Source organism: Ottowia sp. oral taxon 894 (assembly GCF_001262075.1).
Taxonomy (GTDB): Bacteria; Pseudomonadota; Gammaproteobacteria; order Burkholderiales; family Burkholderiaceae_C; genus Ottowia; species Ottowia massiliensis.
This window is the reverse complement of record NZ_CP012073.1, coordinates 1895178-1913927: the sequence shown is the minus strand read 5'-3', so window position 1 is coordinate 1913927 and position 18750 is coordinate 1895178. Positions and strand designations below refer to the sequence as shown.

Annotated in this window: 18 protein-coding genes and 1 tRNA gene; 8 read left to right on the top strand and 11 right to left on the bottom strand. The window is 61.0% G+C overall.

The genetic code is table 11. The annotated features are described in order from the left end of the window. Positions 1 to 5 precede the first annotated feature (5 nt). The 3 genes from rpsI (at position 6) to erpA (ending at position 1366) form a co-directional block, all read left to right on the top strand. Positions 6 to 398: a 30S ribosomal protein S9 gene (gene rpsI / locus ADJ79_RS08300; RefSeq protein ID WP_050715564.1), complete on the top strand. Its 393-nt coding sequence runs from the start codon at positions 6 to 8 to the stop codon at positions 396 to 398. 155 nt (positions 399 to 553) lie between these two features. Next, a complete protein-coding gene (locus tag ADJ79_RS08295; protein ID WP_172674045.1) occupies positions 554 to 937 on the top strand; it encodes a polymer-forming cytoskeletal protein in 384 nt (127 codons plus the stop codon). Positions 938 to 1024: 87 nt separating this feature from the next. Continuing rightward, positions 1025 to 1366 carry an iron-sulfur cluster insertion protein ErpA gene (erpA, locus tag ADJ79_RS08290; RefSeq protein ID WP_102284480.1) on the top strand — a complete coding sequence of 114 codons (342 nt, stop codon included), beginning with the start codon at positions 1025 to 1027 and terminating at the stop codon, positions 1364 to 1366. A 67-nt stretch (positions 1367 to 1433) separates the two neighbouring features. Here erpA and ADJ79_RS08285 read toward each other — a convergent pair whose 3' ends face one another. Beyond that, on the bottom strand, positions 1434 to 2762 hold the full coding sequence (locus ADJ79_RS08285; protein WP_253273803.1) for a M23 family metallopeptidase: 1329 nt from the start codon (positions 2760 to 2762) through the stop codon (positions 1434 to 1436). Positions 2763 to 2912: 150 nt separating this feature from the next. Here ADJ79_RS08285 and tyrS point away from each other — a divergent pair, with 150 nt between their 5' ends. Continuing rightward, positions 2913 to 4163, top strand: coding sequence for a tyrosine--tRNA ligase (tyrS, locus tag ADJ79_RS08280; RefSeq protein WP_050715561.1), 1251 nt, complete (start codon positions 2913 to 2915; stop codon positions 4161 to 4163). Between the two features lie 282 nt (positions 4164 to 4445). On the opposite strand, the gene ADJ79_RS08275 is transcribed toward tyrS, so the two are convergent. Next, on the bottom strand, positions 4446 to 5180 hold the full coding sequence (locus ADJ79_RS08275; protein WP_050716510.1) for a pseudouridine synthase: 735 nt from the start codon (positions 5178 to 5180) through the stop codon (positions 4446 to 4448). Between the two features lie 226 nt (positions 5181 to 5406). Here ADJ79_RS08275 and ADJ79_RS08270 point away from each other — a divergent pair, with 226 nt between their 5' ends. Further along, positions 5407 to 6396: a nitroreductase gene (locus tag ADJ79_RS08270; RefSeq protein WP_050715560.1), complete on the top strand. Its 990-nt coding sequence runs from the start codon at positions 5407 to 5409 to the stop codon at positions 6394 to 6396. A gap of 583 nt (positions 6397 to 6979) precedes the next feature. On the opposite strand, the gene secA is transcribed toward ADJ79_RS08270, so the two are convergent. Then, positions 6980 to 9781, bottom strand: a complete 2802-nt coding sequence (secA, locus tag ADJ79_RS08265) for a preprotein translocase subunit SecA (RefSeq protein WP_050715559.1) — start codon at positions 9779 to 9781, stop codon at positions 6980 to 6982. A 399-nt stretch (positions 9782 to 10180) separates the two neighbouring features. Between secA and ADJ79_RS08260 the strand changes: the two genes are divergently transcribed. After that, positions 10181 to 10522, top strand: coding sequence for a DciA family protein (locus ADJ79_RS08260; RefSeq protein WP_050715558.1), 342 nt, complete (start codon positions 10181 to 10183; stop codon positions 10520 to 10522). Positions 10523 to 10543: 21 nt separating this feature from the next. Here the strand turns inward: ADJ79_RS08260 and ADJ79_RS08255 are convergent. From ADJ79_RS08255 to petA, 6 genes are all read right to left on the bottom strand, one after another. Continuing rightward, positions 10544 to 10619: transfer RNA gene (locus ADJ79_RS08255), tRNA-Thr, on the bottom strand. Between the two features lie 28 nt (positions 10620 to 10647). Continuing rightward, positions 10648 to 11133, bottom strand: a complete 486-nt coding sequence (locus ADJ79_RS13230) for a ClpXP protease specificity-enhancing factor (RefSeq protein ID WP_082203208.1) — start codon at positions 11131 to 11133, stop codon at positions 10648 to 10650. A 25-nt stretch (positions 11134 to 11158) separates the two neighbouring features. Next, positions 11159 to 11770 carry a glutathione S-transferase N-terminal domain-containing protein gene (locus ADJ79_RS08245; RefSeq protein WP_050715556.1) on the bottom strand — a complete coding sequence of 204 codons (612 nt, stop codon included), beginning with the start codon at positions 11768 to 11770 and terminating at the stop codon, positions 11159 to 11161. Between the two features lie 99 nt (positions 11771 to 11869). Beyond that, entirely contained in the window at positions 11870 to 12634 is a 765-nt protein-coding gene (locus ADJ79_RS08240; RefSeq protein WP_050715555.1) for a cytochrome c1, read from the bottom strand. An 18-nt stretch (positions 12635 to 12652) separates the two neighbouring features. After that, positions 12653 to 14098 (bottom strand): cytochrome bc complex cytochrome b subunit, encoded by a 1446-nt coding sequence (locus ADJ79_RS08235; protein WP_050715554.1) that lies wholly within the window; start codon positions 14096 to 14098, stop codon positions 12653 to 12655. 12 nt (positions 14099 to 14110) lie between these two features. After that, positions 14111 to 14707, bottom strand: a complete 597-nt coding sequence (gene petA / locus ADJ79_RS08230; RefSeq protein ID WP_050715553.1) for a ubiquinol-cytochrome c reductase iron-sulfur subunit — start codon at positions 14705 to 14707, stop codon at positions 14111 to 14113. 160 nt (positions 14708 to 14867) lie between these two features. Between petA and mscL the strand changes: the two genes are divergently transcribed. Beyond that, complete coding sequence (mscL, locus tag ADJ79_RS08225; RefSeq protein WP_050715552.1) at positions 14868 to 15281, top strand: large conductance mechanosensitive channel protein MscL; 414 nt, start codon at positions 14868 to 14870, stop codon at positions 15279 to 15281. Between the two features lie 83 nt (positions 15282 to 15364). On the opposite strand, the gene pdxA is transcribed toward mscL, so the two are convergent. Together pdxA and ADJ79_RS08215 are read right to left on the bottom strand one after the other, a co-directional pair. Next, on the bottom strand, positions 15365 to 16381 hold the full coding sequence (gene pdxA / locus ADJ79_RS08220) for a 4-hydroxythreonine-4-phosphate dehydrogenase PdxA (protein ID WP_050715551.1): 1017 nt from the start codon (positions 16379 to 16381) through the stop codon (positions 15365 to 15367). 141 nt (positions 16382 to 16522) lie between these two features. Continuing rightward, the gene (locus ADJ79_RS08215) at positions 16523 to 17275 is read right to left on the bottom strand and encodes a Nif3-like dinuclear metal center hexameric protein (protein WP_050716509.1); all 753 of its coding nucleotides are present in this window, start codon (positions 17273 to 17275) and stop codon (positions 16523 to 16525) included. Positions 17276 to 17385: 110 nt separating this feature from the next. Here ADJ79_RS08215 and ADJ79_RS08210 point away from each other — a divergent pair, with 110 nt between their 5' ends. Continuing rightward, positions 17386 to 18525, top strand: a complete 1140-nt coding sequence (locus ADJ79_RS08210; RefSeq protein WP_050715550.1) for a S1C family serine protease — start codon at positions 17386 to 17388, stop codon at positions 18523 to 18525. The last annotated feature ends 225 nt before the right edge of the window (positions 18526 to 18750 follow it).

Below are 18750 nucleotides of genomic sequence, written 5' to 3'. Positions count from 1 at the left end.
CGTCAATGATTGGTGAATGGAACAATGGCACAGGCCGCCGCAAATCCAGCGTGGCCCGCGTGTTTCTGAAAAAAGGCTCCGGCAAGATCACGGTCAATGGCAAGTCCATCGAGGAATACTTTGGCCGCCAGACCTCCATCATGATCTGCAAGCAGCCGCTGGTGCTGACCGAAAACACGGAAACCTTCGACGTGATGGTGAACGTGCGCGGCGGCGGCGAATCCGGCCAGGCCGGTGCAGTGCGTCACGGCATCACCCGCGCGCTGATTGATTACGACGCCAACCTCAAGCCGCAGCTGTCCGCAGCCGGCTACGTGACCCGCGACGCCCGCGAAGTGGAGCGCAAGAAGGTCGGCCTGCACTCCGCCCGCCGCCGCAAGCAGTTCAGCAAGCGCTGATTCTGGCGCTCACGCTGGCACGGTGCGGCAAAGCTGCCTTCTGTGCTACAAGCAAGCCGTGCCGCCCGCAAGGGCCGCACGGTTTTTCTTTGGCCCCGCCACGCCCACTTCAGAGGAGATGCAAGCTCATGTTCAACCAGAAAAAACATCCGCCAATGCGCAACGCCATTGGCGCCGGCATGCAGGTGCAGGGGCCGTGCACGTTTGAAGACGGCCTTCAGATCGACGGCACCGTGCTGGGCGATGTGCTGCCCGCCTCGGAGCAGAGCGTCAGCAAAATCGTGATCGGCCCCACGGGCCAGGTGCAGGGCACGATTCGCGCGGATTTCATCGTGATCGCGGGCACCGTGATCGGCAATGTGCAGGCGCTCGAAGCGCTGGAACTCCAGGCCAGCGCCCATGTGCAAAGCGAGGCCATCCAGTACCGCACGCTTGAAATGCAAACGGGCGCCGTCATCTCAGGGCAATTGCAGCCGCAGCTGATGCCGCCTTCCACGCCCGCAAAAACCATTTTGACAGGCGAAGATCAGGCGGTTTGATAGACTGGCCGCGATTTCCGCATTGAATATAAATACAGGAGTTACCCCATGAATGCCGCCCCTGAGACCCAAGCTGCCGCTCCGGCCATGCCGGACCCCATCGTCTTTACCGATAGCGCCGCCGCCAAGGTGGCCGATCTCATTGCCGAAGAAGGCAACCCCGATTTGAAGCTGCGCGTGTTCGTGCAGGGCGGCGGATGCTCCGGCTTTCAATATGGCTTCACGTTCGACGAAATCGCCAATGAAGACGACACGACGATGACCAAGAATGGCGTTTCGCTGCTGATTGACGCCATGAGCTTCCAATATCTGGTCGGCGCTGAAATTGACTACAAGGAAGATTTGCAGGGCGCGCAATTCGTCATCCGCAATCCAAATGCCGAAACCACTTGCGGCTGCGGCTCGTCATTTTCCGTAGCGGAAGAATAAATTCCACAAATAAAAAAGGGCGCTTCTTAAAGCGCCCTTTTTTATTTTCCAGGAATATGAAATGAATTCATTCGAAAGCTGCGCCCGCCATTTGTTTGGCTGATTCCAGCTGGGCCTGCATATCAAGAGAAAGCTGGGCAAATGTTTCTTTTTTCGCCACCGAAGCCAGCACGGCGCCGCTTTGCTCGGCCAGCGCCACTGTCGGATTGACGGGCTTGTTTTCCACGCGGAACTCGAAATGCAGGTGCGGCCCCGTCGCGCGGCCCGTGGCGCCCACGGCGCCGATCACATCGCCCTGCGACACCTTCTGCCCAGGCTTCACGTCAATGCGCGAAAGGTGCGCGTACACCGTCGAATCCTTGCCGTTGAGGTGGCTGATGTAAATCACGTTGCCATAACCGTTTTGCGCGCCGGCCACCGTCACGGTGCCGTCGCCAATGGTGCGCACGGGCGTGCCCGTGGGCGCGGCGTAATCCACGCCCGTGTGCTTGTGCGTGTAGCCCAGAATGGGATGATGGCGCTCGCCAAATTTGCTGGTCACGCGCAGCACAGGCAGCGGAGCCGCCAGATAGGCGCGCCGCAGGCTCTCACCAGCAAAGTCAAAGTAGCCGCCTTGCCCGGGGTTGCCGCTTTCCTGGAACCAGACCGCCTCATGCGCTTTGCCGCGATTGACGAACTCTGCGCTCAGCACGCGGCCTGCGCGGACCGGCTCGCCATCAGCTTCCAGCGTCTCGTACACCACCGAAAAGCTGTCGCCCTTGCGCAGGCCTTTGTGGAAGTTGATGACCGAGCCAAAAATATCGGCCAGCTGATACGTCACGCTGTCAGGCAGATTGACCTCATCGGCCGCCGCGAAGAGCGACGAGCGGATGACCCCGCTTGCCACGCGCTGGCCCACTTGCAGCGGCGCCGTTTCCACGCGGGCTGTCAAGCCGGCTTCCGTCTTTTCCACGATCAGCCGCCTGAATTCCTGGCTTCCCGGCTTGTCCAGCCAGTGCGTGCGCAAGGAAAGGAGCTTTTGCCCGTCATCGGCCTGCACTGCCACGGGCCGCCCCGTGCGGCTGAACAGCGCGTTGCGCGCGTCCACATGGCCGCGCAGAAAACGCGCCGCCTCGGCATCCACCACCCCCATGCGCGCCAGCAGCGCTTCCGGCGTATCGCTGCTGCGCGTGCTGCCATTGCGGTACAGCGTCAGCGCGCCGCCGCCTTGCGCGGCCACGTCTGCCTGCACAGGCTCCGTCACCAGCCGCACCAGTTTGGGCGGCTCGGCGGGCGTCAGCGCGGCCATGGCAAACGTGCCAGCGCCCATTAAAAAGGCGGTGATGGCCGCCGTCGTGCGTTTCGGGTTGCGCTGAATCAGTCCAGCAATGAACAAGACAATGGCAGAAGGCTTCACGGGGATATCCGGGTCAAGGCGGGAAGCGGCAGACTGTAGCCTACACACTACAATTTGAGTCGTTTTCTTTGCTTTTGGCAAAGCGGGCGAGTATAGCCATGCGCCTTGCACGCAAAACCTGCTTTGCCTTTCCTTTCCCCAGCTTTACATATGACACAGCCTCCCGCGCAAGCCGCTTCAAGCCCCTTTCCCATCACCGACCGCGTGCGCGAAGCCATGCAAATCACCCTGCGCGGCTGCGATGAACTGCTGCCCGCCACCGACTGGGAACAAAAACTCGCCCGCGCCGAAGCCACCGGCCAGCCGCTGCGCATCAAACTGGGCCTGGACCCCACCGCGCCCGACATCCATCTGGGCCACACCGTCGTGCTCAACAAGCTGCGCCAGCTGCAAAACCTGGGCCACACCGTCATCTTCCTCATTGGCGACTTCACCACCCTCATTGGCGACCCCAGCGGCCGCAACACCACCCGCCCGCCGCTGAGCGCCGAACAAATCCGCGCCAACGCCGAAACCTATCGCGCCCAGGCCTACAAAGTGCTCAGCCCTGAAAAAACCGAGCTGCGCTACAACAGCGAGTGGTGCGACCAGCTGGGCGCGCGCGGCATGATCCAGCTGGCGGCCCAATACACCGTCGCCCGCATGATGGAGCGCAACGACTTTCACGCGCGCTTTCACTCCGGCGCCTCCATCAGCCTGCACGAATTCCTCTACCCCCTGCTGCAAGGCTACGACTCCGTCGCCCTCAAAAGCGACCTCGAACTCGGCGGCACCGACCAGAAATTCAACCTCCTCATGGGCCGCCACCTGCAAATCGAACACGGGCAGGAACCCCAATGCGCGCTCACCATGCCCCTGCTCGTGGGGCTGGACGGCGTGGACAAAATGTCCAAAAGCAAAGGCAACTACATCGGCATCACCGAAGACGCCAACACCATGTTCGCCAAAGTCCTGTCCATCAGCGACGAACTCATGTGGCGCTGGTACCCCCTGCTGTCTTTCCAGAGCCTGGCCGGCATTGAAAAACTCCAGGCCGAAGTCGCCGCAGGCCGCAACCCAAAAGAAGCCAAAGTCATGCTCGCGCGCGAAATCACCACGCGCTTTCACAGCGCCCAGGCAGCCAGCGCTGCCGAGCAAGACTTCATCAACCGCAGCAAAGGCGGCGTGCCCGACGACATTGCGCAAGTGCAGCTGAGCGCCGGCAGCGAGGGCCTGGGCATCGGCCTGGTGCTCAAGCAATCGGGCCTGGCCCCTTCCACCAGCGAAGCCAACCGCCTGATAGACGGCGGCGGCGTGCGCGTAGACAGCGCCGTCATCAGCGACAAGGCCCTGAAGCTGCGCCCCGGCACTTACGTGGTGCAAGTGGGCAAGCGCAAATTCGCCCGCGTCACCCTGGCCTGAAAACCCATGTGCGGCCTGCTCCTGCTGGCCTGAATACACCAAAAACAGGAGCAAATATGAGGGGCCTGAAATGCCGTTCCTCGCAAATTCCACCAAGACCTCATGCTATTGATTCAGAAGCGAAAAATTCCTCGCTTCCCGCCCGCGCCTTGCCCATTCCAAACCGCTTCTTCACGCTGAAAGACGGGGCGCGAACAAACGCCGGAAACCTGTTCAGAGTCTGACCATGAGGGGCGAAAGCGCGGCCCCGGGCGCTCTTAGGCCTTGCCCATCTTCAGCGGGTCACAAAGGCTGCAGCAAGGCCAGCTGCGCCTCGTCCAGCCAGCGCCACTGGCCGGGGGCCAGATCAGCGGGCAAGGCAAGCTGGCCAATGCGGCTGCGGTGCAGCGCCGTCACGCGGTTGCCCACGGCAGCCAGCATGCGCTTGACCTGGTGGTACTTGCCCTCGGTCAGCGTCAGGCGCAAGGCATGACTGCCCGTCGCCTCGCAAGCGGCAGCGCGCACGGGCTGGGGATCGTCATGAAGAACCACCCCCTCCAGCAGCCGGGCAATTTGCGCGGCAGTCACCGCATGCGCTGCGCTCACCTCATACACCTTGGGCACATGGCGGCGCGGGGCGTTCATGCGGTGAATGAAAGCGCCATCGTCACTGAGCAACAACAAGCCAGTCGTATCCTGATCCAGCCGGCCCACAGCCTGCACACCGCTGGCCCTGCCACCCTTGGCGGCAGGGCGCTGCCGCAGCATGGCAGGCAGCAAGGCATAAATGCTGGGCCAGGCGCTGGGACGCTGCGAACACTCATAGCCCGCTGGCTTGTGAAGCATGAGATACGCAGGACTGCGGCACTCCCAGGGCTGCCCCTGCACGGCAATGCGCAGGCCCTGCGGCGGAAAAACAGCCGCCGGGTCAGTGCAAACGCCGCCTTGCACTTGCACCAGCCCCTGCGCAATCAGCCCCGCGCACTGACGGCGCGTGCCAAAACCCTGGGCAAAAAGAAGGTCATCCAAACGTTGCATGGCGAAAAGCATAGGCACCTGTTGCAGGCTTGCAGCCTTGGTCAAACCGTTGCCCGATATTGTTGCTACAGAATTAACAGCATGACGTCCTAGTGGAAACTGCGCGAAATGGCATTTCCAGCCCCTTGAATTCGCTCCTGTTTTTAAGCTTTTCTGCGCCGCCAGGCCAGTGCAGCCAGACCCGAAGCGCCGCGCGAGAATCCGGCCGGACATTGCGAGAGTCATCATGCGTCTTTCCTCACCCGACACCCTCCAGCTCATTACCGCCGCCACCCGCGCTCCATCTGGTCATAACTCGCAGCCGTGGTATTTTGAAATCAACGCCAATGAAATTGCCATTTTTCCCGATCCCGCAAGGGCGCTGCCCGCCGTGGACGGCAACCGCCGGGAATTGTTCATCAGCCTGGGATGCGCGGCTGAAAATCTTTGCCTGCAAGCTTCAGCCTTGCATTACGCCGCCCAGACGGAAATAAGCGGCGATGGAAGCATCAGAATACAGCTTCAAAAATCAGACAGCATTATTCCAAGCCCGCTTTCTGCCTATATTGAACAGCGGCAGACAAACCGCTCAACATACAATCACAAAATCATTCCGGAAGATATTTTGTGCGCCATTCTGGAGGAATGGGCCGGAAATGAAATAAAAATCCATCTGTTCAAGAAGGATGACAGCGCCTTCAAGCTGCTGACCGAAGCCGTCACGCAGGGCAATGAAGCGCAAATGAACGACCCCGCCTTCAAGGCGGAGTTGCTTTCATGGGTGCGCTTCAACAAAAAGCACGCCGAAAGCACGGGCGACGGCCTCAGCTACGCCGCCCTGGGCGCGCCCAGTCTGCCCCGCTGGATCAGCGAACCCATCGTGAAATCCATGCTCAACGGCAAATCACAAAACAAATCCGATTTGAAAAAAATCGCATCTTCATCCCATTTGGCGCTTATCACCAGCCCGGCCGATGATGTTTTTTCATGGATCAGCACGGGGCGCGCGCTCCAGCGTTTTCTGCTTTCGCTGACCCGGGCAGGCATTGCCAGCGCATACCTGAATCAGCCTTGCGAAGTCGCTGAAATACGCGGGAAATTGCGCGAGAAACTTTTTCACGCGACCCGTGAATATCCACAACTGCTGCTGCGCATCGGCTATGCAAAGCCGCTTCCGCGCGCCGGAAGAAGGCCGCTTCGGGAAGTCATGAAATCTGAATATGGGATGGCCTATTGAACGTGCCCGTTCAGCCCATTTTCCGCAAGCAAAAGGGCAAGGCGGCCACTAGCTCTTTTTACGCGAAAAACCAGCCGTGGCGGTGTATGGCTTGCGAGCTGCCTCACACATGGCTGACGCGCGAGGGGAGAACGCATCAGCAATCGGAATGAGCATGGCGTGAGCGGAGGAAAGAGGCAGTATTTAGCTCCTTTAACCATAGCACGATGTCCTAGTGGAATCAGCGCAAACCGGTATTTCTACCCCTTGAATTTGCTCCTGTTTCCGATGCCCTCATCTGCCAAGCACCGGGCAACCCGGAGGATGCGCCAGCCGCCCGCCTTGGGCGCTTCTGAACGGGCTTCATGAGCGGCGCCTGATTCAATTCCGCAAAACGTACGGCAGGCCGCTTGGCTGAGATGCGCCAGGGCAGCGCGGCACATCGCACGCGCGAAATGAAGGTTGACCGTTTTGAAAGCTGGCTGTTTTCTTTGAAGGCGCGCCCTGCTCCGCCCTGACCCGGCGGCGCACCAAAACGAACGGGGCGCAGGTGTTGCCTTGCGCCCCGTGCAGTGCAGCGGCCAGCCAGCCGCCTATCAGTCCATCAACTCAAGGCGCCGTGGCAGTTCTTGTAGCGCTTGCCGCTGCCGCAGGGGCAGGGGTCGTTGCGGCCCACGCGGGGCACTTCGCCTGCGGCCAGGCCCGCGCCTGCCGCCCCGGCCACGGTGCTGCGTGCGCTGCCGGCCGGGGTTTGGGGCAGGGTCTGCGCCTCACCCGTTTCCGAGGGTGCGGTGTAGGTAACGTTGCTGACGCGCTCGGCCTGCTGGCTGATGCTGCCAGCGGCTTCATCAGCCTGCTCGCGGGTTTGCACGCGCACATTGATGAGCACGCGGGTGACTTCGTTTTTCACTGTGTCCAGCATTTGGCTGAAGAGTTCAAAGGCTTCGCGCTTGTATTCCTGCTTGGGCTGCTTCTGGGCGTAGCCGCGCAGGTGGATGCCCTGGCGCAGGTAGTCGAGCGCGGAGAGGTGCTCGCGCCAGTTGCTGTCGATGGATTGCAGGAGCACGGAGCGCTCGAAGGGGCGGAAGTTTTCCGCACCAACCAGGGCCACTTTGGCGGCGTAGGCTTCGTCGGCGGCCACGCGCACGGCTTCGACGATTTCCTGATCGGTGATGGAGCTGGAGGATTCCACGGACTTTTGCAGGGGCAGCTCAATCTGCCAGTCCTGCGCCAGGGCTTTTTCAAGGCCGGGCAGGTCCCATTGCTCTTCTACCGAGTCGGCGGGCACGTATTGGCGCACAAGGTCTTCAAAGCAGCCGTGGCGCAAGGCGGTGATCTGGGCGGTGAGGTCTTGCGCGTTGAGGATGTCGTTGCGCTGCTGGTAGATGACTTTGCGCTGGTCGTTGGCGACGTCGTCGTATTCGAGCAGCTGTTTGCGGATGTCGAAGTTGCGGCCTTCCACTTTGCGCTGGGCGCTTTCGATGGCGCGGGTGACCATGCCGGCTTCAATGGCTTCGCCTTCAGGCATTTTGAGGCGGTCCATGATGGCGCGCACGCGGTCGCCCGCGAAGATGCGCATGAGCGCGTCGTCCAGGCTGAGATAAAAGCGCGAGGAGCCGGGGTCGCCCTGGCGGCCCGAGCGGCCGCGCAGCTGGTTGTCGATGCGGCGGCTTTCGTGCCTTTCGGTGGCGATGATGCGCAGGCCGCCCAGGGATTTGACTTTTTCGTGGTCGGCCTGCCATTGCTGGCGCAGCTGCTGGATGCGGCTGGCGCGGGTGGCTTCGTCAAGCGATTCGTCGGCTTCGATGGCGGCGACGGTTTTTTCGATGTTGCCGCCCAGCACGATGTCGGTGCCGCGCCCGGCCATGTTGGTGGCGATGGTGATGACGCCGGGGCGCCCGGCCTGGGCGACGATGTCGGCTTCGCTGGCGTGCTGCTTGGCGTTGAGCACCTGGTGCGGCAGGTTCTCCTTTTTCAGCAGGTTGGAGATGATTTCGGAGTTTTCGATGGAGGTGGTGCCCACGAGCACGGGCTGGCCGCGCTTGTGGCATTCGCGAATGTCGGCGAGCGCGGCGGCGTATTTTTCGGGGGTGGTTTTGTAAACGCGGTCGAGCTGGTCGTCGCGCTTGTTGGGGCGGTTGGGCGGGATGACGACGGTTTCCAGCCCGTAGATTTCCTGGAATTCGTAGGCTTCGGTGTCGGCCGTGCCCGTCATGCCCGAGAGCTTGGCGTAGAGGCGGAAGTAGTTCTGGAAGGTGATGGAGGCCAGCGTCTGGTTTTCGGCCTGGATGGGCACGCCTTCCTTGGCCTCCACGGCCTGGTGCAGGCCGTCGCTCCAGCGGCGGCCGGTCATGAGGCGGCCCGTGAATTCATCGACGATGACGATTTCGGGGCCGTTTTCGCCGTTTTGCACCACGTAGTGCTGGTCGCGGTGATACAGGTGCGCGGCGCGCAAGGCGGCGTAGAGGTGGTGCACCAGCGCGATGTTGGCGGGGTCATACAGCGACGCGCCTTCGGCAATGAGGCCGCGCGCGGCCAGGATGCGCTCGGCGTTTTCGTAGCCTTGTTCGGTGAGATAGACCTGATGGGACTTTTCGTCCACGGTGAAGTCGCCAGGCTTGATGACGCCTTCGCCCGTGCGCGGATCGGCTTCGCCTTCCTGCCGGGTGAGCTGGGGGGCCACTTCGTTCATGGCCAGATAGATGGCGGTCTGGTCTTCGGCCTGGCCGCTGATGATGAGCGGCGTGCGCGCTTCGTCAATGAGGATGGAGTCCACCTCGTCCACGATGGCGTAGTTGAGCTGGCGCTGCACGCGATCGCCCGGCTCGTACACCATGTTGTCGCGCAGGTAGTCAAAGCCGTATTCGTTGTTGGTGCCGTAGGTGATGTCGGCGCCGTAGGCGGCCTGCTTTTCTTCGCGCGGCATGTAAGGCAGGTTCACGCCCACCGTCAGACCCAGGAAGTTGTAGAGGCGCGCCATCCATTGCGCGTCGCGGTTGGCCAGGTAGTCATTGACCGTGACCACATGCACGCCCTTGCCCGTGAGCGCGTTCAGATACACGGGCAGCGTGGCCGTGAGCGTTTTGCCTTCGCCCGTGCGCATTTCGGCAATCTTGCCCTCGTGCAGGGCCATGCCGCCGATCAGCTGCACGTCAAAGTGGCGCATCTTCATCACGCGCTTGGAGGCTTCGCGCACCACGGCGAAAGCTTCCGGCAGAAGCTGATCCAGCGTTTCGCCCTTGCCCAGCCGCTCTTTGAACTCTTGCGTTTTGGCGCTGATTTGCTCGTCGGACAGCTTCTCGAACTGCGGCTCCAGCGCGTTGATGCGCGCCACCGTCTTGCGGTATTGCTTGAGCAGGCGATCGTTACGGCTGCCAAAGAGCTTGGTCAAAAGAGTAAGGGGCATACGCGGCGGAAATCGGAAAATGTTCGGTCAAAGAAAAAGCCAAGCAAGGGCGGAAACAATCCGCCGCTCGCAAGGCGGCGAGGCATTTTAGAACCTGTGCACAGTCTGGCCGCGAGGGGCAAAAGAGCGAATCAGGATAGGCTGCAAGGCGCGAACCGCAAGCGGGCCTCATGGCCTGCTGGCTGCCCGGCCAGAGATTGACAACGCCACAGATCGCCCAAGGCCGCGCTTTTGTGTCTACAGACAAACTCTGAACAGGTTTTCGGAGCGCGCATCTCCTTCCTGAGCCTGGTTATGAAGGCCTTGCGCTTGCCTGCTGGCAATAATGCGCGCAGAAAGCGGAGCGGGCTGCGCTGCCAGCTATAGCCGCTTTGCAACATTTCAATACTTTCATCCGCCATGAGCATCACGTTGAAAACCCCCATGAACATGCAGCAAGCCATGCACGGCTCACCCATGCTTGCGCAACTGATGCGAATGGCGGAGGAAACCCGTGCGTGCATGGCCGTCATCCGCCCCCTGCTGCCCGCTTCGCTACGTGGCGCCGTGCGCCCAGGCCCCATGCAAGACGGCACTTGGTGCCTGCTTATCGCCCACACAGCCGCCGCAGCAAAGCTGCGCCAGCTCGCTCCGGCCCTGCTAGCGGCCCTGCGCGCCAAGGGGCATGAGGTGCAGACCCTTCGCTTCAAGGTCCAGCCGCCGCCCGATTCAAAAATCCAAGAAAAAACCCGCTGGCCGTGAGCGGCTGGCGGGTTGTTAATGTGGTGCCGGTTGTCGGACTCGAACTGACGACCTACCGCTTACAAGGCGGGTGCTCTACCAACTGAGCTAAACCGGCTGAAACTCAAAGGGGCGGATTCTAACCACTATTTGACGATTCTCAGCGATGGCCTGCCGCCGCTTGGCGCAGGAGGCTCGTCATCCGGCCCGGCATCTTTGCCAGAACCGGGTGGCGAAACAGGCCGTAGTTGAGGTTTCTCGGCTATGGGCGCCTCAGATTCGCCGTCTGCGCCTGGCATTTTCCCTGCTCCAGCCTCTTGGCTCGCCTCCGGGAATGCCATGCCCTGCCCCGTTTCCCGCGCATAGATCGCGAGCACCCGATTGACGGGTATGAAAATATCTCGCGGCACGCCGCCAAAACGGGCCTTGAATTCAATATAGTCATTGCCCATTTTCAAGCCATTGGTCGCGTCAAAACCAATGTTAAGCACAATCTGCCCATTCTGAACAAATTCTCTGGGCACCTGAACGGTTTCATCCACACGTACCGCAATATGGGGGGTCAGCCCATTGTCGCTACACCATTCATACAAGGCGCGCAGCAAATACGGCTGGGTAGAGGTGGTTTCCAATTCAGCCTCCTGAAGTTCCCAATCATTACTTCCGCATGACTTTTTCAGACGGCGTCAGTGCCTCAATATACGCAGGCCGGGAAAAGATGCGCTCCGCATATTTGAGAAGCGGCGCCGCATTCTTGCTCAGCTCAATTCCATAGTAATCAAGCCTCCAGAGCAGAGGCGCCAATGCGACATCCAGCATGGAGAAATGCTCGCCCAGGATATATTTGTTCTTCAAAAATACAGGCGCCATTTGCGTCAGGCGATCGCGAATATTTCCCCGCGCTTTTTCCAGCGCCTTTTCATTGGTCCGGCCCACACGATGTTCCAGCACGCTTACGTGAGAAAACAGCTCTTTTTCAAAATTGAGCAGGAAAAGGCGCACCCGCGCCCGGTCCACCGGATCGCCCGGCATAAGCTGCGGATGGGGGAAACGCTCATCAATATATTCATTGATGATATTTGATTCATAAAGAATCAGATCTCTTTCCACCAGAATAGGCACCTGCCCATAAGGGTTCATCACACTGATATCTTCCGGCTTATTGAACAGGTCGACATCACGGATTTCAAAATCCATTCCCTTCTCGAACAGCACAAAACGGCAACGATGCGAAAAGGGGCAGGTTGTTCCTGAATAAAGCACCATCATGGCGGGAGGCTCCTAAAAAACCGAAAGAGTGGGCAGCGCAAATGCACCGTCCACTCTATTTACTGCCCGGTCAAAACCGGGCACGCAGAATAAAAGACTTTATTTGACGTCTTTCCAGAATGCCTTGTTCAAATTCCAGGCAGCAAAAGTAAACAAAGCCAGGAACAGCATGGCAAAGATGCCTATCTTCACGCGCTTGTTCTGGGCCGGTTCACCCATCCATTGCAGGAAATTGACCAAATCACCCACATTTTTGTCGTAATCGGCAGCGGTCATGGCACCCGGTGTCACTTCTTCCCACCCTTTGTGCACTTGCACTTGCTGGCCATGTGACTCATGCGTTTCAAACAGAGGCTTGCGCTCACCCTGCAATTCCCACAACGGGTGCGGCATGCCAATACTGGGAAATGCCAAGTTATTCCAGCCAGTGGGTTTGGTGGGATCTCGATAGTAAGAACGCAGCAGGGTGTAGATGTAATCTGCGCCCGTGCCATTGGAGCCAGCCCGAGAGCGAGCAATCAATGTCAAATCCGGCGGATTGGCGCCAAACCATTTTTTGGCCTCGATGGGATCAATCGCGGCTTTCATGACGTTGCCCACCTTGTCAGTGGTGAACATCAGATTTTCCTTGATTTGCTCTTCCGTCAAGCCAATGTCTTGCAAACGGTTGTAGCGCATGAACGCCGCTGAATGGCAGCTCAGGCAGTAATTGACAAAGATGCGTGCGCCGTTTTGCAGCGACGCCTGGTTTGTCACGTCAATAGGGGCCTTATCCCAAGGGATTCCGCCGCTTGAAGCGTGGGCGCTGATGACCAGATTCGCTGCCAGCATCAGGCCAGCGACCAGTTTCTTGTGGAATTTCATTTTTATGCTCCGGCAAATTCAGTGCGGTGTGAAGGTGACGCGATCAGGCACAGGTTTGGGCGTGCCAATTCGCGACCACCACGGCATCAGCAGGAAGAAGCCGAAGTAAAACAGCGTGCCAATCATGGCGACCAGTTCATTGGTCATCCAGCTCAAGGCAGGCGCGGCAAAAATCGGGCCGGGGAGCATGATGCCCAGCACCATCAGAATGCCAAACCACACCACGAACACGGCATAAAGCCATTTATGCCAGCCGGGGCGATAGCGGATGGACTTGACGGGACTCCAGTCCAGCCACGGCAGGAAGAACAGGATGATGACAGCGCCGCCCATGACGACCACGCCCCAGAACTTCGCGTCAAACGTCTTGAGCAGGAAAGCCGCCAAGACAGCCGCGCCAGCAACCCCCACCTTGATCAACATGGGCAAGCGTGTACGCAGGAACACGAACGCCGCTGCCAGCAGGACGATGACGCACAGCACATTGACCATCGTGTCGGTTGTGGCGCGCAGCATGGAATAGAACGGCGTGAAATACCACACAGGCGCGATGTGCGCTGGCGTAACCAGCGGATCGGCCGGAATGAAGTTGTTGTATTCCAGGAAATAGCCGCCGAATTCAGGCGCGAAGAAAACCACGGCGAAATAGACCATGAAAAACACGCCTACGCCCAAAATGTCGTGAACCGTGTAGTAGGGGTGGAATGGGACGCCATCCGCAGGCGCAGTAGGCGACCAGCGGTTGCCTTTGGGGCCTTGCTTGATCTCCACACCATCAGGGTTGTTGGAGCCCACGTCATGCAGAGCAAGCAAATGCGCCACCACCAGTCCGAGCAGCACCAGCGGCACGGCGATAACGTGAAAGCTGAAGAAGCGGTTCAGTGTGGCGTCACTTACCACGTAGTCACCACGAATGAGCAGGGACAGATCGGATCCGATAAATGGAATCGCGGAAAACAGGTTCACGATCACCTGCGCGCCCCAGAAAGACATTTGTCCCCAAGGCAGCAGATAACCCATGAATGCTTCAGCCATCAAGCACAGGAAAATGGCGCAGCCGAAAATCCAGACCAGCTCCCGTGGCTTGCGGTAGCTGCCATACAGCAATCCGCGGAACATGTGCAGATAAACCACGATGAAGAAAGCGGATGCCCCCGTGGAGTGCATGTAGCGAATGATCCAGCCGCCCGGCACGTCGCGCATAATGTATTCGACCGACTCGAACGCCTTGGCCGCATCAGGCTTGTAGTGCATCACCAGAAAAATGCCCGTGACGATTTGGATCACCAGCACCAGCAATGCCAGCGAGCCAAAGATGTACCAGACGTTGAAATTCTTCGGCGCGTAGTACTCCGACATGTGCTTGCGGTAAGCCTCAAACGCAGTCGGAAAGCGGTTGTCAAACCAGTTGGTCACCTTGGCAACCAATGGCGCATTCGGAGAAATTTCCTTGAATTCAGCCATGTCCGCCTCCCATCACGCTTCGGAATCGTCGCCAACCAAAATCTTGGTTTCGGACAGGAATTTGTAGGGAGGCACTTCAAGATTGTCTGGCGCGGGTTTGTTTTTGAACACGCGGCCAGCCAGATCGAATGTGGAGCCATGGCATGGGCAGAAAAATCCGCCTTCCCAGTTGTCAGGCAGCGAAGGCTGAGGACCGGTCTGGAACTTGTCCACTGGCGAGCAGCCAAGGTGCGTGCAAATCCCCACGACAACCAGAAACTCTTCCTTGCGTGAGCGCCATTCGTTTTGCGCGTACGCAGGCGTGGGATATGCCTTGCGTTCCGACTTGGGGTCGGCCACTTCGGAGTCCGTATTCTTCAGCGTCGCCAGCATCTCTGGAGTACGGCGCAAAACCCAGACGGGCTTGCCACGCCATTCGACGATGACCTTTTCGCCAGGCTGAAGCTTGGAAATGTCCACTTCCACAGGTGCGCCAGCGGCTTTGGCTCTTTCTGACGGCTGGAAGCTGCCAACAAAAGGGGTTGCCAGCGCGCCTGCGCCGACCGCGCCGACGACGCCCGTGGTAATCAGCCACGTCCTTTTGCTGCTATCTACCGGGGTATCACTCATGGGAGTCCTCTGGTGTGTTTTTGTGTATCGGGGGTAGCTCAGGATTGTAGCGGAGCCATCTTTCTGACATGGCCCGTTTCAAATTGGCCGCTTTTGACGTACATCAGTGCCTGACAATACGCGGCCTCTTCCATTTCATGTTTCAAAAGGAGAAAGCTTCATGTCCATGTTGCAGGAGTTCAAGGAGTTCGCCGTCAAGGGCAATGTGATGGATCTGGCCGTGGGCGTCATCATTGGCGGCGCGTTCGGCAAGATCGTCGATTCGGTGGTGGGCGATCTCATCATGCCGCTGGTGGGCAAGGTGCTGGGCGGGCTGGATTTTTCCAGCTATTACATCCCGCTGTCCGGACAGGAATACGGGCTGCCGCTGGCCGAAGCCAAGAAGGCGGGCGCCGTGTTCGCCTATGGCAACTTCGTCACCGTCTCGCTCAATTTCGTCATTCTGGCGTTCATCATCTTCATCATGGTCAAGCAGATGAACCGCCTGCGCCGCGCCGAGCCGCCCGCCGAACCTGCTGCTCCGCCTGAAGAAGTGGTGCTGTTGCGCGAGATCCGCGACAGCCTCAAGCGCTGAAAGCGTCTTCTCCATTTCTGCTGTTTTCCATGCCAGCGCCCGCTTTCATGCGGGCGTTTTTCCAGGCGCGGGTCTCTCCTCTCTCATTCGCCTGCCAGCGCGCGCGCCGTGCGCACGGCGGCCAGCAGACTGCCGGCGCTGGCCTGGCCTGTGGCCGCCAGATCGAAGGCCGTACCGTGGTCGGGGCTGGTGCGCACGAAGGGCAGACCGAGCGTCACGTTCACGCCTTTTTCCACGCCAAGGTATTTCACGGGAATCAGCCCCTGGTCGTGGTACATAGCCACGACCACGTCGAATGCGCCCTGGCGCGCGCGCATGAAAACGGTGTCAGGCGCGAAAGGGCCTTGCGCATTCATGCCCTGCGCGCGGGCGGCGGCTATGGCGGGGGCAATGTGCTCGATTTCCTCACGGCCAAACCGGCCGCCTTCGCCCGCGTGCGGGTTCAGCCCCGCCACGGCCATGCGCGGCGGCCGGCCCAAGGCGCGCGCCAAGGCCGCGTGAGTGATTTGCAGGGTGCGCAGCACGCTGGCCTGCGTGACTTGCTCAATGGCTTCGCGCAGCGGCATGTGAATGGTGACCAGCACCGTGCGCAGCTCGTCATTGGCCAGCATCATGCGCACGGGCACTTGCTCCACCGGCACGCCCAGGTGCGCCGCTGCTTCAGCCTGAAGCAGCTCGGTGTGGCCTGGAAAGCGGCTGAATGGCTCGCCTGCGGCAGCCAGCGCCTCCTTGTGCAGCGGGGCCGTGACCACTGCCGCCACCTCGCCGCGCAGAGCCGCGCGCGCCGCCCAGACAACGGCTTCGCCCGCCATGCGGCCTGCAGCGGCGCTCACGCGGCCCGACTCCGGCAACCCGGACGGAGCCTGAACCACAGGCAGCACGGGAATGCAGCGCGGCGGAGCATGCAACGCCTCATTGGCTTGCTCCAGGCGGGCCACGGGCAGGCCGCCCAGCCAGCCAGCAGCGCGGCGCATCACGGCCACGCTGCCCGCCACAAAGCAGCCGCGCATGGCTTCGGGCGCGTCTTGAAAGGCTTTGGCGATGATCTCGGGGCCGATGCCCGCCGCATCGCCCTGGGTGATGGCAAATGGTTTCTGCATAAGGTTTGCAAATTCAGCGCAGACTGCTTCTGAAAGCAGAGCAAATTTACTGCCCTGAAAACCGCTGATGTCCTAGAAGAGAAAGCGCAGGCCGCTATTGAATCAGAAGCAAAAAAAATCGACTCTCTTGCTGTCTTCGGCTCAAGCCGGGTTGTCTATCTCGATGAACTCATGCGCCAGCCCCAGCTGGTGCGCCACATGCGCGGCCAGGGCGGGGGCGCCGTAGCGCTCGGTGGCGTGGTGGCCGCAGGCGTAAAAGGCCACGCCGCACTCGCGCGCCAGATGGGCCTGGGGTTCGGAGATTTCGCCCGTGATGAAGGCATCGGCCCCCGCCGCAATGGCGCCTTCAAAAAAGCCTTGCGCGCCGCCGCTGCACCAGGCCAGCTTGCGAATGGGCGCAGGCGGCCCGTAAATGGCAATGGGCGGCCTTTGCAGCGCTTGCGCCAGGTGATCGGCCAGCGCCTGGCCGTCTTCGTAAGCTGCCTCGCCCAGCCAGCCCAGCTGCTGCTCGCCAAAGCGGCCCGTGGGCTGCCAGCCCAGGCGCCGGGCCAGTTGCGCGTTGTTGCCGTGCTCGGGGTGCGCGTCCAGCGGCAGGTGGTAGGCGTAGAGGTTCACGTCGTGCGCCAGCAGGCGCGCCAGGCGCTGCTTCATCCAGCCCGTGACGCGCCCGTCCTGCCCGCGCCAGAACAGGCCGTGGTGCACGAAGATGGCATCGGCCCCGGCGGCTATGGCCGCCTCAATCAGCGCCAGGCTGGCCGTCACGCCGCTGACCAGCTTGCCAATTCGCTCGCGGCCCTCCACTTGCAGGCCGTTTGGCCCGTAGTCCTTGAACAGCGCCGGTTGCAGCGCCTCGTCGAAAGCGGCCAGCAGCGTGGCCCGGTCGGTTGTGCTCATGGCTGACAATGCTGCCATGTTTGCGGCGCGTTCAGCGCCGCGCCTGCCGCCCGCAAAAACAGGCTTTGCCCGCCTGCGCGGGCGCAGGCTTGAACCGTCAAGGAATTCCAATGAAAAAGCTGTGGCTTTTTTTCTCGCAGGCTGTCACCGTTTTCGTGGCCGCATGGTTCGTCATTGCCACTTTGCAGCCGCAGTGGCTGGCAGCGCCCGCCCCGCCGCCAGCGGTCAGCGCGCCGCTCGTTCTGCCCGCGCCGCAGGTGTCGGCCGCCGCGCAGCCGGGCAGCCTGGCCGCCGCCGTCAGGCGCGCCGCGCCTGCCGTGGTCAGCATCAACACCAGCCGCGTCACGCGCCATCCGTTTGCCGATGACCCGTGGTTTCGCCTCTTTTTCGGGCAGCAGGGCAGCCAGTCGCAAAGCGGGCTGGGTTCGGGCGTGATCATGTCGGCCGATGGCTATGTGCTGACCAACAACCACGTGGTGCAAGAGGCCGACCACATCGAGGCCGTGCTGGCCGATGGCCGCCGAGCCAACGCCCGCGTGATTGGCGCCGACCCCGAGTCCGACCTGGCCGTGCTCAAGATTGATTTGCCCGACTTGCCCGTGATGACGCCCAGCGACTCGGACCGCATTGAGGTGGGCGACCGCGTGCTGGCCATTGGCAACCCCTTTGGCGTGGGGCAAACCGTCACCAGCGGCATCGTCAGCGCCCTGGGGCGCGATCAGCTGGGCATCAACACCTTCGAGAACTTCATCCAGACCGACGCGGCCATCAACCCCGGCAACTCCGGCGGCGCGCTCACCGACGAGCAAGGGCGCCTGCTGGGCATCAACACTGCCATTTACTCGCGCTCCGGCGGCAGCTTGGGCATCGGCTTTGCCATTCCCGTCAATGTGGCGCGGCAGGCGCTGCAAGACATCGTGCAAAACGGGCGCGTCGTGCGCGGCTGGATCGGCGTGGAATCCACCGCCCTCACGCCCGAGCTGGCCGAAAACCTGGGCGCAGCCAGCGCGCAAGGCGTCATCATCACCGGCGTGCTCAATGGCGGCCCGGCCGCGCGCGCGGGCATGCGGCCAGGCGACGTCGTCACCCGCATCAACGGCCGGCCCATCCGCACCGTGGCTGAACTGCGCGCCGGCATCACCGCCCTGCGCCCCGGCACAGCCGCCACCTTCACCGCCTTGCGCCAGGGCCAAAACGTGGAAATGCAGCTCGTGCCCGGCCAGCGGCCCAGCGTGGCGCAGCGGCAGTAGCGAGCCAGCCCCGCCCTGCCCCGCCGATTGCGGCGGTCTGCCCCCGGCTTCAAGAACTGGCTACAGGCCACTGCGGGCCTTGGAAAATCAGCCGCCACGCCCGCCGTGGCGCATCGAAAACAAGAGCAAATTCAGGTGGGATGAAATGCCGCTCTGCGCCCGATCCACTAGGACATCATGCTATGGATTCAGAAGCAAACTCAGGCTTTCCCTTTCTGCCACCGC

What these genes read in the sequence shown, in the direction of transcription:
- rpsI (WP_050715564.1), top strand. Translation starts at nt 6, where the DNA reads ATGATTGGTGAATGGAACAATGGCACAGGCCGCCGCAAATCCAGCGTG.
- ADJ79_RS08295 (WP_172674045.1), top strand. Translation starts at nt 554, where the DNA reads ATGCGCAACGCCATTGGCGCCGGCATGCAGGTGCAGGGGCCGTGCACG.
- erpA (WP_102284480.1), top strand. Translation starts at nt 1,025, where the DNA reads ATGCCGGACCCCATCGTCTTTACCGATAGCGCCGCCGCCAAGGTGGCC.
- tyrS (WP_050715561.1), top strand. Translation starts at nt 2,913, where the DNA reads ATGACACAGCCTCCCGCGCAAGCCGCTTCAAGCCCCTTTCCCATCACC.
- ADJ79_RS08275 (WP_050716510.1), bottom strand. Translation starts at nt 5,180, where the DNA reads ATGCAACGTTTGGATGACCTTCTTTTTGCCCAGGGTTTTGGCACGCGC.
- ADJ79_RS08270 (WP_050715560.1), top strand. Translation starts at nt 5,407, where the DNA reads ATGCGTCTTTCCTCACCCGACACCCTCCAGCTCATTACCGCCGCCACC.
- secA (WP_050715559.1), bottom strand. Translation starts at nt 9,781, where the DNA reads ATGCCCCTTACTCTTTTGACCAAGCTCTTTGGCAGCCGTAACGATCGC.
- ADJ79_RS08260 (WP_050715558.1), top strand. Translation starts at nt 10,181, where the DNA reads ATGAGCATCACGTTGAAAACCCCCATGAACATGCAGCAAGCCATGCAC.
- ADJ79_RS08245 (WP_050715556.1), bottom strand. Translation starts at nt 11,770, where the DNA reads ATGATGGTGCTTTATTCAGGAACAACCTGCCCCTTTTCGCATCGTTGC.
- ADJ79_RS08240 (WP_050715555.1), bottom strand. Translation starts at nt 12,634, where the DNA reads ATGAAATTCCACAAGAAACTGGTCGCTGGCCTGATGCTGGCAGCGAAT.
- ADJ79_RS08235 (WP_050715554.1), bottom strand. Translation starts at nt 14,098, where the DNA reads ATGGCTGAATTCAAGGAAATTTCTCCGAATGCGCCATTGGTTGCCAAG.
- petA (WP_050715553.1), bottom strand. Translation starts at nt 14,707, where the DNA reads ATGAGTGATACCCCGGTAGATAGCAGCAAAAGGACGTGGCTGATTACC.
- mscL (WP_050715552.1), top strand. Translation starts at nt 14,868, where the DNA reads ATGTCCATGTTGCAGGAGTTCAAGGAGTTCGCCGTCAAGGGCAATGTG.
- pdxA (WP_050715551.1), bottom strand. Translation starts at nt 16,381, where the DNA reads ATGCAGAAACCATTTGCCATCACCCAGGGCGATGCGGCGGGCATCGGC.
- ADJ79_RS08215 (WP_050716509.1), bottom strand. Translation starts at nt 17,275, where the DNA reads ATGAGCACAACCGACCGGGCCACGCTGCTGGCCGCTTTCGACGAGGCG.
- ADJ79_RS08210 (WP_050715550.1), top strand. Translation starts at nt 17,386, where the DNA reads ATGAAAAAGCTGTGGCTTTTTTTCTCGCAGGCTGTCACCGTTTTCGTG.